This window comes from Sodalis praecaptivus, assembly GCF_000517425.1.
Lineage (GTDB): Bacteria > Pseudomonadota > Gammaproteobacteria > Enterobacterales > Enterobacteriaceae > Sodalis_A > Sodalis_A praecaptivus.
Genome location: NZ_CP006569.1, coordinates 1,650,360 through 1,666,825, shown reverse-complemented (window position 1 = coordinate 1,666,825; position 16,466 = coordinate 1,650,360). Strand labels below are relative to the sequence as shown.

Genomic DNA, 16,466 nt, shown 5'->3' with positions numbered 1-16,466 from the left:
GCGCGCCATCGGCGGCGGAGAGCTTGTTGAAAATGGATTGGATAAATCCCGCGGAAGAAGATGTGGCCTCTGTCGGGGGTGTGGATGTGGGAGGAAGAGGTGTGGGAGGTGGCGAGGCCGCTCTTTCGGCGGCCTTACCTTCTTTCGAGTTCAGCAATAACGGTAACAGCGGTAAAGCAACGACGCTTCGGATTAAAAAAGCTCGTCGTTTGCTAGACGACGACGATTTTTTTTTTGCTATCTTCGGGAAAAAAAATTTCATAAGCCCTCTTAACTCAAAGCGCAATGATTTTACTTACAAACGCCCTGGCAAGGAATCGATGCTCAATAGGCGCTTTTACCGATAAATCCTTTAAAAATAGTGAAGAAAATAATCTTCAGATCCATCCAAATGCTCCATCCACGAATATATTCCAAATCAAAGTCGACACGGCGCTGCATTTTCTCGATGGAATCCGTTTCCCCTCGCCAACCGTTGACCTGGGCCCAACCGGTAATACCCGGTTTGACTTTGTGCCGCAGCATGTAGCCTTTAATCAGGCTGCGATATTGCTCATTATGGGCAACGGCATGCGGCCTGGGTCCCACTATGGACATATCCCCTTTCAGCACGTTGATAAATTGCGGCAGCTCGTCAAGGGATGTACGGCGTAAAAAGCCGCCGATAGGCGTCAAACGTGAGTCTCCCCGCTTGGCCTGGACAATGGTATCGCCATCATCCATCACGTTCATCGAACGGAATTTCCACACAAGAATGGGTTTACCATCAATGCCATACCGTTTTTGTCTAAAAATAATCGGGCCAGGAGAGGTGAACTTCACCATCAGTGAAATCACCAACAGCACCGGTGTGATAAACATTAATATCATCAGAGACAAGATGATATCTTCGATGCGCTTAAGCACCATGTTGATACCGTTCAAGGGCGTGTCGGCAATGGATAAAACCGGCAGTCCGTTGATATCCTCTGAGCGTGAACGTAGGATGCTGAAGGTAAAAATGTCGGGAATCAACATGATTGAACACGTCGTATCGCAAAGCTCATCGACAAGATCTTTAATTTTGGCCTCTTCCGTCATCGGCATAGCAATATAGATACGCTCAATTTTTCCCGTTTTGGCATCCTCAATAACCTGACGATACTTATTGATATAGTTGAGGCGCTGATCGACTTCCACGGGATTATCGCTATAGATACCCACAATATTGAAACCGAGCCACGGGGCATCCAGCAGGCTGGTCGCCAGCTCCACCCCGACGGGTGAATTGCCGACGATCGCGACGTTGCGCGTATTGTAGCCGCGATGGCGCACCATGCCGATGATATGGCGAATCAATAGCCGGCAAAAAACCAGCCCGAGTGACGCCAGCACGTACCATTCGGCATACACCATAAAGGTAATATTGATCACCTCGACAAAGGAGATAATCCCCGCGGTGATAATCAAGCTCAGCGTCCAGTTTTGCAGGATAAGCAGCAGTTCAGTTCTTATCTTCACACCGCGCCAGGAACGATAGAAATCGGTGATTCCGCCTATCATTTGGAAAACAACCAGCGCCACCAATACGATAAAGAAATGCATATTGGTCATTTGAGTGCCGTTAACCTGACAAATCGCAAACAGCGCGAAAAACATAATAAAAATGTCAGAGAAACGTTGAATCACCGAAATGAGTGACGCATTTGTCGATGTTCGATGAGAAATTATGCTGTTCATAGCTGGTACCTGATGCATGAGAATTACCAAAATTTAAAAGGGAGGAATGTTTTGACTTCACGGTTGCTTTTTTTAACTTTCAACATTTCTTCCACAGCTCGTCGTATACCTGAAATGTCTTTGAAATCATTAGCTCAGACGTAAAGCTGCTTTTGTATAATTTATAACCCGCACTTCCCATTTCTCTGAACTCGGCATGCTGTAATGTTAGAATTTTATCCTTCAAATCATTGGCATTGCCATTTTTGAATAATCGTCCCGTTTTACCGTCGATGACCACCTCAGGCAACGAAGTGGAATCACTCGCCACGATAGCCAAGCCATAGCTCATGGCTTCTAACGGTACCATCGCGAAACCTTCCCAGCGGCTGGGAATCACTAACGCGTCCGCCGCTAAAAAATACTTCTCCAGTTCCTGCGACCGCAGCCACCCGGTATAGGTGATATTCGGTAGCGCAATCTTTTCCTGCTGCCCATTAACGCTATCACCTACGATGGTTAAATGAATAGGATTCCCCTGAAGTTGGCGCATCGCATCGATGATGATGTCATAGCCTTTTTGAAAATCGAGCCGGCCAACAAAAAGCAGGTTTAGTTCATCATGGGCGCGCAATGCTTCAGGAGGATGACCGCGGTCCGGCACACCGTTATGCACAACCACCATCTTCTCCGCCGATAACGTCAGCTGGACCGCACTGGTTTTTTCATAGTCGCTTACGCAGATTATCTTGTCGGTCATCGGCAGCAGTAATTTCTCTACCCAAACATATAACTTGCGTTTGGTCGGGGAGTTATCCATCAAAAAAGCAAACGCATGCGGGCAATACACGACTTTAGGTTTCCGCAGCGGCCTTAAAGCGACCAGCGCCAAGCGCCCCAACACCCCCGCAAACGTACTATGGAGATGAACGATATCGGGATTTTCACGCCAGACATAGCCGCAAAAAGCTGTTAAAAATCGCCAAAAAGACCCCACATCTCTGCCGGTGCGACGGAAGGTCAGAAGGTGGCCGGCATCAATTTCGTCGATTTCTGAAACCTGATCCTCAGGGACCAAACAGGTAACCTGGGTGACGGCCGTTGAGAGTATCTGGGCCTGAGCGAGCTGCTTTTGTACGGTGGCAACTCCTCCCTTAATCGTTTCAGACGCGTGAAATACTTTCATTTAAATTATCCATAACCTGTTTAGGATTATTCTGCCGCCGCGCGACGAATAACACATAAAAGAACAAAGGATAGAGCGGTGAAAGATGCCGAACATAGCTTCCGTAATCTGGCTCAAACACACTTTGTATTGTTGTGAATGCTAGTATGAAACAAAGCATGGATTTCATAAGGGGATTATTCTTATTTTTCAACTCTACTGCGGTGGCTTTCCAAACGCGATAAAACAACATGCTGATAAAGAAAGCAATAATTAAATAGAATGGCGAAAAGGTTAATATGAGAGGAATCGGTACCATCATGCATAACCATACTACAAATACATTCAACCAACCAATAATCAAGCCGCCGCCGGGAATATAACTGACAATCATCGTATTCACCTTAAACGACGACGCTTCCGATCTGACATCATTAACCATATTCCGGTAGTTATCCAAATCTACGCCTAATCCCGCTTTGAACGCGACGGACAAACAGAAAAGGAAAAGAAATATCATCACAATGATGGTTAAGGGTTTTCTTACTTTTGAAAACAATATATAGAGCCCCCAGAACAAACAGAGGATCAAAATATAATAAACTCGAAAATAGTAGGCATAGGCAAATACCAATAAACTCCAAATAATCAATCCCATCAACCCGCGACTGGCCAGAAAGACGAAGGGGATTATCAGTAACATGACGATGAAATCTTTACTCAGCAACGTCATATAAACATTGGCTAACAGCATGCAATACAACAACATAGCAAAATCAAGCACCGTCATTTTATCCGCACGGGCTTTTTTGAGCATCAAAAAGAAGAAGCCGCTGATAATGAGTGAAGAGACGATAGGAAAAATCGCCGAGCCTTTACCTACATTTATCAGCTGATAAAATGCCGCCGTGCTGGCATACGAATCCCCTTTTGTGAAGCCGCTTTTTACCATTATGAAATTATTTATGGTATTGGCATCCCAAAAATAATAAGGAGGAAAAATGTTTTGTTTAAATTCAGCCACAACGGGGAAGAAAAGAAAAACACAAACCCATATAAAAAAAGACAAATGGGCATCTAACAGGTAACTTTGAGCCTTATTAAAGGTAATTTTAAATCTTGTAGGTCTCATAGGGTTATTCCAAAGTACGTTTTGCCTGTTCGATGAGCGCTTGAAACGCGTTTTCAGCATAATGCGTCGCGACATAGCTTTTGGCATTGCTGCCCAAGGTCATCCGCAGATCGGCATCATTGAGGAGTTCCGATACGGCATTAACTGCGTCTTCACGTGTATGGACCCTAAGTCCATTAACGCGATCAACGATGTAATTCTCAAGTTCCCCTACCGGCTTGACAATGCAGGGCAAGCCCACGCTCATGGCCTCAAGCGTCGCGATGCTTAATCCTTCAAAGTCGCTTAACAGTATATAAGCATCATAGTGGTGCGCCTCGGACTGCCAATCTCTAACGAAACCTCTAAAGGTGACGACAGTGGTTAACCCCTGCGCTTGCGCGCGCAGTTCGGCAGCGAGTTCGCCCTCGCCAAAAATATCCAGCGCAATACTCACCCCCTGCTCATGCAACGCCTTAACGACCTGAATGAGCAAAGGATAGTTTTTCTGCGCCATTAATCGGCCAACGGCCATTAGCCTAAACGGCTCACCCGCAACGTAGCCGTTTTTTACCGCTGCCGTATCGTTAACATAAAATAGGGGGACGATCTGGTTTTCCACGCCTGGCGCTCTTGCCAGTAACGCTTTTTGTGTCGCCACAGAATCGCACCAAAATCTGTCGGACAAGCGATCTGTAAGCTTTAGCAAATGCCAGGCACTACGGTTCTTGAACTGGGTGTTATGCTCAAAAGTAATATGCTGGAAGTGATGGAAGGCCTTAATCATTCTTATCGCTAACACAGATTGCGATAATGAGGTAATCACGACTGATGGTTTCAGCTGCTGTAGATACTTGTGAAGTTTTAATGCATAGTAAAATAACTTTTTGTTATTAACGGGAGTATCACTAAGGAAGATAACGGCCTGCTTCGACTTATTGACTATTCGTTCTTCTAAATCAGAGTGGCTTCGGCTCAGGCAAATGATATGCAGGTCGGTGTCATCAAACAAGCCATTATCCAGTAATAACTCCAACCCCATTTCCGCACCGCCTGGGTTTAAAGCATTGATTACGTAGACAACTTTATTTCCTTTCCGATACATCATATGCTACCTGGTTGTTCTTTTTTATTGAAGCGCTTTTTTTAACCGTCGTAATAAATAAAGCGCGGGCGAAGTGACTTGAATTATGCCTTTTTGGGAACCCAAGCGAAGCACATCAAAAATAAGCTTCTTTTTACCCGATAGTGAAATCTCATCTATCAGTCGGAAAAAGAATTTTAACGCTTTATAATCTTTATTACATATAGCGCGAATGATATGAACTTCTACGAAATTCAAGAGGTGTTTTTTATCGCTGAGGTAGTTTTGCACAAAATATTCACTTGCCTCGATATTCATGGACGCGCTCATTTGATCATTTCGCCCTTCGTGAATGATCATATAGGTTGAATCATCATAATAGATTTTTTCCTGCGCATCATAACACCGTATACCTAGGCCCCAGTCTTGATGTTTTTTCATTTCCGGATCAAACACGGTGCCTTTATGGTATTTTTTATCAATAGAAACCGTCGACGTCCGAAAATCACCGCGCTGGAGAAAAAGATAATCTCGCATATCATCATTCTGATACACAGGCCTTGGACTGATGATTTTACGATTATTTACGACTGTTGTGTAGCCGCCAAAATAGACACCAAACTCGTTTTCATCCATTAAAAGATTACGATTCAATATATATTGTGGCGTAAAGCAGTCATCGGAATCGAGGAAAAAAACCTTTTCGTATTGGCTATGTTCAAATCCAATATTGCGCGAATGGGCAGCGTTGGATTTTTCCTCTTTCTCAATGAGTCGCGCGAAAGGGAATTTTTTGAGTATGTTTTTTACTGCTTCGATATCGTTGGATTTATCATCGACCAGGATCGCCTCTATGTCATACCCTTCGCATGAATCTTCAATGCTTTTGAGCGTCTGCTCAATATAGGACGAACTGTTGTAAATAGGCACAACTACTGACATAGTCTTTCTTGGGGGAATCATGTCAAACCTCTTGGCAAGCAGAAACACGAGATTTATTTTAACCATCTGTACTGTTGTCTATGACCTGTCAGCGACGTCAGGTAAAGCTGCGTGCTAATGATTGGCTCAATTTTTTATTAGCGATGTCTTCATTAAATTCGGTTTCAATTTTAAAACGTGCATTATCAAGCGTCTGGCGCAGTGAGTCTTTATTATTAATGATATTGACTATAATATCAGCCAACGCCTCACTATCATACTCTGGCGCCAGCCAGCCACTTTTTTGATGTTCGATCAGCTCAGGAATACCGCTATGGAAGGTGGACACCACCGGCAATCCCACGGCCATCGCTTCCATGAGCGCGACCGGAATGCCTTCCATATCACCATCGGCACCCGTTACGGAGGGCAACATAAAAATATCGGACTCCGCGAGAAATTCTTTGACTTTGTGCTGCGGCTGAAAGCCCAGAAGAGAAACATGGTCATTAAGGTTTAATTCATCAACCAGAGCGCGCATTTTCTCCGTCAAAGGGCCATGCCCTATAATGCGATAACGGAAATCAACGTTGCGATCTTTCAGCAGGGCACAAGCTTTGATGGCGACATCAAGACCTTTCTTTTCCATCAGCCTCGCCACGCTTATGAGTTCCAAGCGCTCATGGGCTAATGTGCGTGGCTGATAGTTATAGTCATCAACATTGACACCCATGCGAAAAACTTCCACCTTATCCGCCGGGCAACCCATCTTTTCAAGTTTGCTTTTCCATAAGTAGCTGATGGGCATGAGCAATTCTGTTTCTTTAAACAAACGTCTGTAGTCCGCCTGATAGCGCTGCAAAATTTCCTTTTGCGATATATCTATACCATGAAAGACGGTGCAAATGGCTCCCTTAAGCAAACCCAGCTCGCGTAATTTCATCGCCAGGACCCCTTCTGTACCGAAGTGGGCGATGACCACATCCGATTGTACCGGATGCGTATTTTTGGCGATAACCGCTGGCAACAGTAATGACTTAGCATGCACACCGAATCGCTTGCTGTCCATCGCCGTCCGAACCTGTTTGCGGCCTATGTGGCCCACAATGCTCAACAGGCGATTTAACGTTTTTGCCAAAGTCCCTTTTTTTTCATCAGGCAGTAGATAATGCGTTTTGTCTTTTAAATTATAATCAAAATATTTTTTGTGCTTATAATCATTTGCGCCGGGCCATACCGCAACAATATTGACTTCATGGCCTAAATCAATGAGCGATGTGATTTGGTTGAGGACAAAGGTTTCTGAGGGAATAGGAAACCGGCCGAGGAAAAAAGTAACTTTCAATGATCATCTCCCTTAATAATAAAAACCAACAATCACTCGATCAAAAGTTTATTATCATACTTAAATTTATTGTGCGGATTAACAACTTGTTTGCCCGGTCCGCTCACCGTTAGCGCATCATGGCCCTATCGAAAGTGATAGGGCCTAATCTATTAGTATTATTTCTCTTCCGATTTGTATTCGTACTCATAATAGCCGTAACTGCTGTAAGCATTACGCGCATTTTTGAATACCGAGTTCAGAATTACCCCTTTGACTTCAGTACCATTCTGAGCAAAGCGGTTGATACTGATTTCGATTTCCTTGAGCGTATTGACCCCATAGCGCGCTACCAGCAGAGAAGTGCCGACATGGTGCCCAATGACCGCCGCGTCCGTTACGGCCAAAATGGGAGGGGTATCAATCAATACCATATCATACAGGGTGGAAGCTTTCGCCAAGATCTCCTCCAACTTATTTCCCATCAATAGCTCGGAAGGATTAGGCGGTACCTGGCCACGGGTAATAATATCAAAATGATTGACGCCCGAATTCTGAATACTGGCCTCAAGCGTCGTCTGGTTAGAAAGTAACTCGGTAAGCCCTTTCTGATTATTAAGACCGAGCATTTCATGCACATAGCCTTTGCGCAGATCGCCGTCTATCAGCAGCACACGTTGCCCGGCCTGAGCAATCAACGCCGCCAGATTGGAACTGATAAACGTTTTACCGATGGATGGGCTGGCGCCGGAAATCATCAAAATGTTATTTCTGGCTTCCAGCATCGCAAAATGCAAACTGGTGCGCAGGCTTCGCACGGCCTCGATGGCCGGATCGCTCGGATTATTCAGCGCCAATAGCGTCTCGCTGTGACGCTTTCTGCTGCCGCTTTGCGTGAACTCCCGGTCGACTTTTTGCTGCCATTCGGACAGCGGTACGCTAGCGTAAACATTGATACCCGCTTCTTCCAATTCCGCAGGACTTTCGACGCCGCGATGCAATATGGTACGAAGGATGATGAATATCAGGGATAACACCAATCCCAACACCACGGACCCGAGAATGATAAGCGCGCTCTTAGGTGCGATTTGACCCGGAAGCGTTACGGCGGGATCGACAATACGCACGTTGCCCACGGTACTTGCGCGGGTAATATTCAGCTCCTGCTGGCGGTTAAGCAATTGCATATAGACGGCCTGATTAGCATCAACATCACGCGTTAAACGCAATATTTCCTGCTGCGTTTTCGGCAATGCGCTGACTTGCTTTGACAGTTCCGACTTTTCGTTTTCCAGCGTTTTTCTGTTTTCCAGCAAAGTGCGGTAAGCAGGATGCTCCTTGGTGTAGAGCTTGGAGATTTCTGCTTCTTTAAACGTCAGCTGGTTAAGTTGTGCATCGATATTGACCAAGCTATCCAGCACGGAACGCGCTTCCAGGGAAAGGTCCACCGAGTCATTTTGCTGGCGGAATGTATTGAGCTTGTTCTCCGCATCATCCAACGTTGCCCGGACTTTTGGAATTTGCGTTTGCAGGAAATTCAGGCTCTTTTCCGCTTCAGCCGATTTTCTCTCGATATTCTGCAATAAATAATTCTGTGTGATGCTATCGAGCGTCTTGCGTATAAGCTCTTTATCCGGCCCGGTATACGTCATCGACAAGACGCCGGTATCCTTGCCTTTATCTTCCACAAGCAAGTTATTGGCAATGTTGTTGATAACCCCGAGCGTCGGATGTTTAACAACCTCGAATTCCGAACCCGGTTCGGCATCAATGCCGCTCACCAATAACCCGTATTCGCCCTTATTGACGAATTGGTCCACCTGCCCTTCTAACAAAACATCGCCATCATCATTTTTCAGTTGATAGTGTTGTTTATCGGTGATGACCAAGGTCATGGGGACGTTATACATAGCTGACGGCACGCGCAGACGGGATAGCGCGATGCGTCCAGGCTCTTTGCCGGTCAATCGCGCCCAGCCTTTGCCAAGCACCGGAAAGTATTTTTGCTGCAGTGTAACGTCCAACCCCAAATCATCGACCGTTTTACCCAGCACCATGCGGGACTCGATGAGTTCGATTTCCGTCATGGAGACGGGTTTCGCCTCCAGCGACAGGCTATTCATGTTTTGAATAATCTGGCTGCCGGTCGTGGACTCAACCTGTACCAAGGCGTCGGCTTGATAGATAGGGGTAGCAAAAAGCGTATAAAGGATGCCCAGAATGGCGGCCAATGATGTGATGGAGAAAATTAGCCACTTATAGTCGATAATGGAGCCGAAAATTCTGCCCAAATCAACCTCATTGCTATCCTCTTTGGCTACGGAAAAATTATTTTTATTCAACATTCCAATCCTTATTCAACTCAGTTTACTCGCCCATTCACGAGCAGCTTGTTTAAGCAGCAAGTAGGTCGCCTCGAAAGCCTCAAGGCTTTTGCGGTAAGGATCGGGGATCTCTTTCGCGATCCAATGCCCATAAAGCATGACCTTTCCTCTCGCTTCAGGAGCAATTTGGCATACCGCATCGATATGCCCCTTCTCCATGACCAGGATGAGATCGTAATCTTTGCACAACCGCCGGTTTAATTGCCTGGCCTGATGCCCGATGATGTCAAGCTGGTTTTTTTGTGCCACCGCTACTGCCTTGGCATCTGCACCATTGCCAACGAGCGCGTTGATACCGGCAGAATCGATGGTCTTATCTGGAATGTATTTCTTTAAAAGCCAGGCCCCGGTGGGCGAACGGCAGATATTGCCGACACAGACGACCAGAATTTTGTTAAACATTGCCATTACCAACCAGAATCATGTCCAGTAGAATAAATCGACCGACTGCCGCTGATGGTGGGCAGCAATTGACTGATAACGCGGTTCCAACGTGTAATCGGCGCCGTGGTAACATAAACAATATCATAAGGCTTTAATCTGAATTCCGTCGCCAGGATCAGAGACGTCGCGTCTGAAAGATCTAATTGATAAACATTAGCCAGTTTGGATCCCGGCGTCTTATCAGGATTGGGTCGAATAACAAAGATGCCCGTGGCATCGGAGGTGGTCTGATTGATACCTTCCGCATTGCCCAGCGCTTCGGTCAACGTCATGCCGCTTCGATCCATTTTCAACGTTGCCTGTTTGGTAACTTCACCCATCACAAAGACTTTTAAATCGTCATTACGTGGGATGAACAGAATATCACCAGGGTAAAGCAAACGGTTTTGCTGCAAATCGCCATTTTGCATCAACGCCTGTAATGAGATTTTCTGACCGCGTCCGTTATGGGTCAAAACGACATTGCTCCAATCGGCATCAGAGGTTAACCCCCCGGCTTTGTTAACGGCATCCAGCACGGTTAAAGGCACATTTGAAATTTCCTGTTCGCCGGATTTCGCGACTTCCCCGGTCACGTAGACTTTTTGCGAGCGGAAATTCGCAATGCTGACATCAATTTGCGGCGACTCGATATATTGTGCTAAACGCCCGGAGATATCGCTACGGATCTGAGACACGGTTTTGCCCGCCACCCTAACGCGACCGATATAGGGGTAGAATATGGTACCATCTGACTGCACCCAGTTACCTGAATCGCTAGCGCTACGGTAGGTCCCCGCCGGTGTAGTTAATTCAGGATGGTCATAAACGGTGATGCTTAAAACATCGCCGATGCCGACACGATACTCATAATTTTGCAGTTCTCTTTCCAGTAAGGAATTCGGCTGAGCAATAGTGGGCTTATCACGCAATTGGTCAATAACGGATGGCGTCAGGGCAAATACATTTACATATTTGCCGATATCAAAATCAGCATCATCCGATTTAATTATGGTTTTATCGCCCGTTGGTAAATGTGTTCCTGGTACGACCGTACAGCCACTCAGGACACTGATCGACAACAACATGGACGGTACCAATTTTAATTTCGCTTTAATCATTGAGTTATCATCACTGTCACAATTAAATTATAAAATGTCGTCTTTTAATCCGCTTCGCCACGCACGTCACGGCGGACTAATACCCTAAAATAGGTGCGAGCCTAATTTTTTTGTCACTTATCTCATTGATTCCCGTTCTTTTGCATATGGTAAGTCCTATAATGTAGTCTAATAGCCAGTAAGTTAATAATAACACGAAGAACCATTCTTTATTCAACATGTCCGATTAAAGGAGAGTTGGCACTTCACATTAAACGTTGGAAAATTCATTAAGCCATGAATTGTGCCAGACAAGTGATTTAAAACCACCGTCAATTTCTTGAACATAGGCTCACAAGAAAAATGACAACTTTTTTTGAATGGTTTAATGAGATAATTCCAATAAAATCGGCTTTTCTGCCTTGCCCGAGCCATTTTTATCAATACATACGTTTTTCAAAAAAATGGGGTTGTTATACACAGCGCCGTTATTATTCCATGCGAAGGAAAGAGATAAACGGCGGTTATGCTAGGGTCAAAATTTGCGCATCGCCCGATGGCCGAGCTGAAATAAGCGGTTAAGCCCAGGAGATAAGAAAATCCTATCCACCCCTGATGCCCAACCCTCTTCATGCGCCGCAATTAACACGCTACCGCCCTTGGTTCATAGCTACCAATGTGCTAAACACCCACCACCAATGTCGTTACTGGGTTCTCGATGTTTCCTCTGTTCCACTACAACGAAGGAAAAAACCAAAGGACATCAAACACCGCGATACCGTTGAAGCATCTTATCATCGCTATACTAATTGTTAATTGTATCTTTACAAGAAATTGCTGGCTTCGCCCGCCCGTTTTAGGATTAAGACTAGGCGAGGGTCCATCCTCCGTTATGTTATATAACTCACACTAAGGACATTGGCCGATTGACATAAGATAACTTATTGATTTTTTTGTATTTGAGTCTTTATCCTAATCAGTAGGACGTTGGGCCTGTTTCTACGCTCGCGCGGTCGTCGGCACAGCACGGGTAATTGGTTTTTGCTCGGTGCTGGTCGTTTTTTCCTCGATTTAGCATAAACTCACTTCCTGAGTAGAATCATTCGACAATGTTGTTTAGAAGATTATTTAGCAAGCATAGCCGGTGTTCAGCTTATAAGTATAAAATATCTGAAAAATTCCACTCTTTCGTCACGACAAAAGTCTGTATGTCATTTTAGCGACGATCGGAATAAAGCCTCGCGCCATTTGCCAGTGTCGTCAGCGATGTCGGCTAGGGTTTCTCTTCACCCCCGAATAGCCGATAGGGCCTCTGCGCTGACGGTGCATTGTTGGTTCTCAATCCACCGTCATACCCTATCAAGCGTCACGCAAAACGGTCGAACTTAACCGTGACCATAGAATAAAATAACATCATCGCATGGGATAAAAGTGAAATTCACGTGAATTCGGCTGCTGGTGGCTTTTTGTGTTTTACGCGCCTCCCGCCCTGGCAGGTAATCGCTTAAGTAGTTGAACGAAGGGAGTCAAGCTTGAGCCTTTACCTAAGTCGGCCACCTGCTGACAATGATTGCCGGGTCACCAGCGTGTCGCGTCTTACCAACGCCCGACCCAATGCGCGCGGTCCGCGCATTACCCCCGCTTTTCATTGCAGGGGAAAACGCCGCCTTGACCAAGCCGTTTCACGCGATGGCAGACAGATGCGATCCCCCCAGGACAAGCCGCTATTAGCGCGCCCCATCTCTAGCCTAAGCGCAGGCAAACGTAATGCAGGCGTTGGTCAGTAAAGGAAGCGTCTGTTGCCTAACGGGCGCAGGTGGAAAAGAAAAAGGCGCATTAACCTTTTTGATGGGTTTTAGTCATTAAAGCCGGTCACGGCAGCAGACCGGCTCCCTCTGACGTTAATTAAATGTCAGATTGCCCGGTTATTATGTTATCCCGTTAACAAGGTACTACGCCAAAGTAAGTAGGTTAACTAAGCCACTTCCCAAGATCGTTATTACTGGCGCGGGCTGTTAAGTAAACGCCATAAACGCGCGCTGGACATCAGGCGGGTAATAATCTGAAAAACCCCCTCTGACGCGCCGTAACGCTTGAATCCTGAAAGATTCAAAGGGAAAATTAGCAAAATTCATCAAGTTAGATATTCTTAGAGGAATTTCATGGCGGAGTTGCTCAAGTGAACAGGTTCCCCGCGACATCTTCCCCTTGAACAAGCGGTAGGGATAGCCGCTTAGCGTCAAGGCGCGGCCGTTCAGTATGATATTGACGTTGCCCAAATTTTCATTGTCACATTTATTAACACTTTTGTTCATGGCTATGCCATTAACGCTTATATTGGTGGACTGTTAAACAATTTTTGCGCTCGATTTCTGATATTTTTCAATGAGGTAGAAATGAAATTACTTTTAGTTGGTAATCACACCTGCGGCAATAGGGGAGACAGCGCCATTCTGCGCGGTATCGTGCAATCATTAGAAGAACTGGCGCCCGGCACGCAGATTGACATTGTCAGTCGCTATGCACAAAGCTCCCGCTACCTTATGGGAAGGGACATTAAAAAAGACAATCTCAGCGCGGCAGGGCGCAGCGGCAATGGTGGCCTGGTACATAAAATCATCAAAAAGATCGCCAACCGATTCACCCATAAAATAATCATATCGCATATAGAGAAAAAAGGCGTTTACAAAAACTTCAAAATCCCGCCTATTTATCAAGAATTCGTCAATGATATCAGACGCTATGATGCCATTATCCAAGTCGGCGGTTCGTTTTTCGTCGATCTTTACGGTACCCATCAGTTTGACCATGCGTTATGCGCTTTTTTGGCCAATAAGCCTATCTTTATGGTGGGTCATAGCGTTGGCCCTTTCCAAAAACAAAACTTTAACGATGTCGCCCGCTATGTGTTTAAAAATGTTGATGCGCTCATTTTGCGAGAAAGTGTCAGCCTAGAGGTCATGAAAAAGAGTCACATTCCTACGGATAAGGTCATCGCGGGCATCGATACCGCATGGCTGGTCAAGCCGGGATTGAGCGAGAGTCATGCCGCTTATGCCCTCGATCATTGGCGGGAAGTGATAAAAGCCAACGACAGCATTGCCATGACATTCCGTAAATTGGCGCCTTTCGACAAACGTCTCGGCATCACCCAACAGGAGTATATGGCGGCTTTTGCCAATTTAATCAACGAAATCACCCGTTCAGGCAAACAGGTTATCGCTTTTTCCACCTGTACCGGCATTGATAGCTATCACAATGACGACCGCATGATAGCGCTGCAGATGAAAGATATTGTCGAAAGTCCCGATAAATTTCACGTCATTATGGATGAGTTTAATGACCTGGAACTGGGGGATTTACTTTCACATTGTAAAATGACTATCGGCACCCGGCTCCATTCGGCCATTATTTCAATGAACTTTGGCACGCCGGCTATTGCCATCAACTATGAGCATAAATCTCTGGGGATTATGCAGCAGTTAGGTTTGCCGGAATTAGCTGCCGATATCAATGAATTGATTAACGGTCAACTCATTGTAAAATATCAGAATCTGATAGAAAACATTTCCTCTCTGGAACTGCAGGTTAAAAACGCCGTCGAGCAGGAGCAGGATAAAGGCAGAATTATCAACCAAGATCTCATCAATAAGATTTCTGCTTAAGTCATGCCTGTGACCGGTTTGCCGCAGTGCAAACCGGTTATGATACGATGCTTGCGATTTATTTACATTTTATAGGTAGCGTTTAGTTTAACGGCAATGAAAATGTAAGCAGGCAAGATGTTCATGCGGCCAATTGGGAGTTAATCTTCAGTGCGCGATATCAAGAAACAGGCCATTTGGCTCTTTAGCGGCACATGTTTTGCTGCGCTTATGCAAATACTGCAATTGTCTGTCCTGGCGAGGACCACAGGGGCCCGGGAGCTAGGGATTATTGCCATCATAAATTCCATCCTTGCTATTGCAATGGTGTTACAAGATATGGGTATGAGCAGCTATCTTATCCATCGCCAGCAAATAACGCGCAAGGAACAGAGCACGATTTTCTGGGTCAACGCCATGTTAGGCGCTATGACCGCCGGTTTATTAGTGCTAATGGCCTATCCGCTAGCATTATTTTACAAAATTCCTGAATTAACCGGTCTGATAGCATTAACCAGCCTCAATTTCTTGATCTTAGGCGGCTTATCTCAATATCAAGCCCACTTCATTAAAATCAAGAAAGTGGTTTTACTGGTGCGCATCGAGATGTTCTCCAAGCTGATAGCGTTTATGTTGACGGTGGCGCTGTTGTATTTTACGCCGTTACGTCCGGCAGCAGTCATTCTCGGATTATTTACTAATGCGTTGATTAAACTCATTTGCATGCTTTATTTCAGCGAGAAGAGCTGGCATCCAACCTTTGAATTTTCAGGTGACACGTTTAAAGCGGCGTTGAAATATGGCAGCTTTCAATTAGGATCACAGATAATCAATCAATTTCGCACCCAGGCGGATTCTTTATTGCTGGCAAAATTCCTCGGGCCAGAAGTGCTGGGGATATACTCACTGGCAAAAGATTTGGTTCTGCAACCTTTGAAACTGCTGACGCCAGTAATAAATCGTCTGGCCCTTCCCCGCTTCGCTGAGAAACAAAGTTCAGAAAGCGAACTGAAAAAGATTTATCTTAATTCTACGTTCGCTATTTGCTCCTCTAGCGCACTGCTGTTTCTCATCATCGGCATCTTTGCGCCGACGGTCGTGAGAATTCTCTATGGCGCTCACCATGAGCAGGTTGCGGTACTGATACCTTACATGTTGCTGCTTGGCGTCCTAAGACCCATGGGGGGTTTGACGGGGGCAATCACGCAGGCAAACGGTAAAACCCACATTGAATTTTATTGGAATATCATTGCCGGCGTCGTCATGCTCGGGATCTTGGCGTTGGCCCTGCTGAGCAAAAATATTCTCGTCATTGCCTCTGCATTGTCCATTTCCCAGGTAACCATCTCGTTCTTGGTTTATCCCTTTTTCATCAAACCTATTGTGGATGTGGGGCTTTTACCCTACTTACGTAACTGGTTGCCGACAACCATTGTCGTTACTTTGATTATCTTTCTAATCAATCACTATCAACTTTATATCAGCTTGTAACCTTCAAACGCTGCCGACGGGCAGCGTTTTTTTTGATGGCCGACCTATCTTCCTTGTTCCTTTCCGGCCGGCCGTGGGCAAAATGATGATCTACATCAAGATGACCCCTTCGTTTCTTCGC

General features: G+C 45.6%; 13 protein-coding genes. 3 read left to right on the top strand and 10 right to left on the bottom strand.

Going from position 1 to position 16,466, the window contains the following annotated elements:
* The first annotated feature begins 26 nt into the window (after positions 1 to 26).
* Positions 27 to 347 (top strand): hypothetical protein, encoded by a 321-nt coding sequence (locus SANT_RS07370; protein ID WP_148296250.1) that lies wholly within the window; start codon positions 27 to 29, stop codon positions 345 to 347.
* Here the strand turns inward: SANT_RS07370 and wcaJ are convergent.
* The 10 genes from wcaJ to SANT_RS07320 all read right to left on the bottom strand — a co-directional run bounded on the left by wcaJ (position 325) and on the right by SANT_RS07320 (position 13,525).
* A complete protein-coding gene (wcaJ, locus tag SANT_RS07365) occupies positions 325 to 1,719 on the bottom strand; it encodes an undecaprenyl-phosphate glucose phosphotransferase (RefSeq protein ID WP_025421650.1) in 1,395 nt (464 codons plus the stop codon). The genes SANT_RS07370 and wcaJ overlap by 23 nt on opposite strands.
* 79 nt (positions 1,720 to 1,798) lie before the next feature.
* On the bottom strand, positions 1,799 to 2,884 hold the full coding sequence (locus tag SANT_RS07360; RefSeq protein ID WP_025421649.1) for a glycosyltransferase: 1,086 nt from the start codon (positions 2,882 to 2,884) through the stop codon (positions 1,799 to 1,801).
* The gene (locus SANT_RS07355; protein WP_025421648.1) at positions 2,862 to 3,995 is read right to left on the bottom strand and encodes a hypothetical protein; all 1,134 of its coding nucleotides are present in this window, start codon (positions 3,993 to 3,995) and stop codon (positions 2,862 to 2,864) included. Before SANT_RS07355 ends, SANT_RS07360 begins: the two co-directional genes overlap by 23 nt.
* A gap of 4 nt (positions 3,996 to 3,999) precedes the next feature.
* Positions 4,000 to 5,082: a glycosyltransferase family 4 protein gene (locus SANT_RS07350; protein WP_025421647.1), complete on the bottom strand. Its 1,083-nt coding sequence runs from the start codon at positions 5,080 to 5,082 to the stop codon at positions 4,000 to 4,002.
* A 21-nt stretch (positions 5,083 to 5,103) separates the two neighbouring features.
* Positions 5,104 to 6,000, bottom strand: a complete 897-nt coding sequence (locus SANT_RS07345; protein ID WP_025421646.1) for a glycosyltransferase family 2 protein — start codon at positions 5,998 to 6,000, stop codon at positions 5,104 to 5,106.
* Between the two features lie 97 nt (positions 6,001 to 6,097).
* Entirely contained in the window at positions 6,098 to 7,324 is a 1,227-nt protein-coding gene (locus tag SANT_RS07340) for a glycosyltransferase (protein ID WP_025421645.1), read from the bottom strand.
* 158 nt (positions 7,325 to 7,482) lie between these two features.
* A complete protein-coding gene (gene wzc, locus SANT_RS07335) occupies positions 7,483 to 9,648 on the bottom strand; it encodes a tyrosine-protein kinase Wzc (RefSeq protein WP_025421644.1) in 2,166 nt (721 codons plus the stop codon).
* 12 nt (positions 9,649 to 9,660) lie between these two features.
* Positions 9,661 to 10,089, bottom strand: a complete 429-nt coding sequence (locus tag SANT_RS07330) for a protein-tyrosine-phosphatase (protein ID WP_025421643.1) — start codon at positions 10,087 to 10,089, stop codon at positions 9,661 to 9,663.
* Positions 10,090 to 10,094: 5 nt separating this feature from the next.
* Positions 10,095 to 11,231, bottom strand: a complete 1,137-nt coding sequence (locus SANT_RS07325; protein ID WP_025421642.1) for a polysaccharide export protein — start codon at positions 11,229 to 11,231, stop codon at positions 10,095 to 10,097.
* A gap of 1,994 nt (positions 11,232 to 13,225) precedes the next feature.
* Complete coding sequence (locus tag SANT_RS07320) at positions 13,226 to 13,525, bottom strand: hypothetical protein (protein WP_025421641.1); 300 nt, start codon at positions 13,523 to 13,525, stop codon at positions 13,226 to 13,228.
* An 81-nt stretch (positions 13,526 to 13,606) separates the two neighbouring features.
* Here SANT_RS07320 and wcaK point away from each other — a divergent pair, with 81 nt between their 5' ends.
* Positions 13,607 to 14,875 carry a colanic acid biosynthesis pyruvyl transferase WcaK gene (wcaK, locus tag SANT_RS07315; RefSeq protein WP_025421640.1) on the top strand — a complete coding sequence of 423 codons (1,269 nt, stop codon included), beginning with the start codon at positions 13,607 to 13,609 and terminating at the stop codon, positions 14,873 to 14,875.
* A 150-nt stretch (positions 14,876 to 15,025) separates the two neighbouring features.
* The gene (locus SANT_RS07310; protein ID WP_038668355.1) at positions 15,026 to 16,345 is read left to right on the top strand and encodes a lipopolysaccharide biosynthesis protein; all 1,320 of its coding nucleotides are present in this window, start codon (positions 15,026 to 15,028) and stop codon (positions 16,343 to 16,345) included.
* Positions 16,346 to 16,466 lie beyond the last annotated feature (121 nt).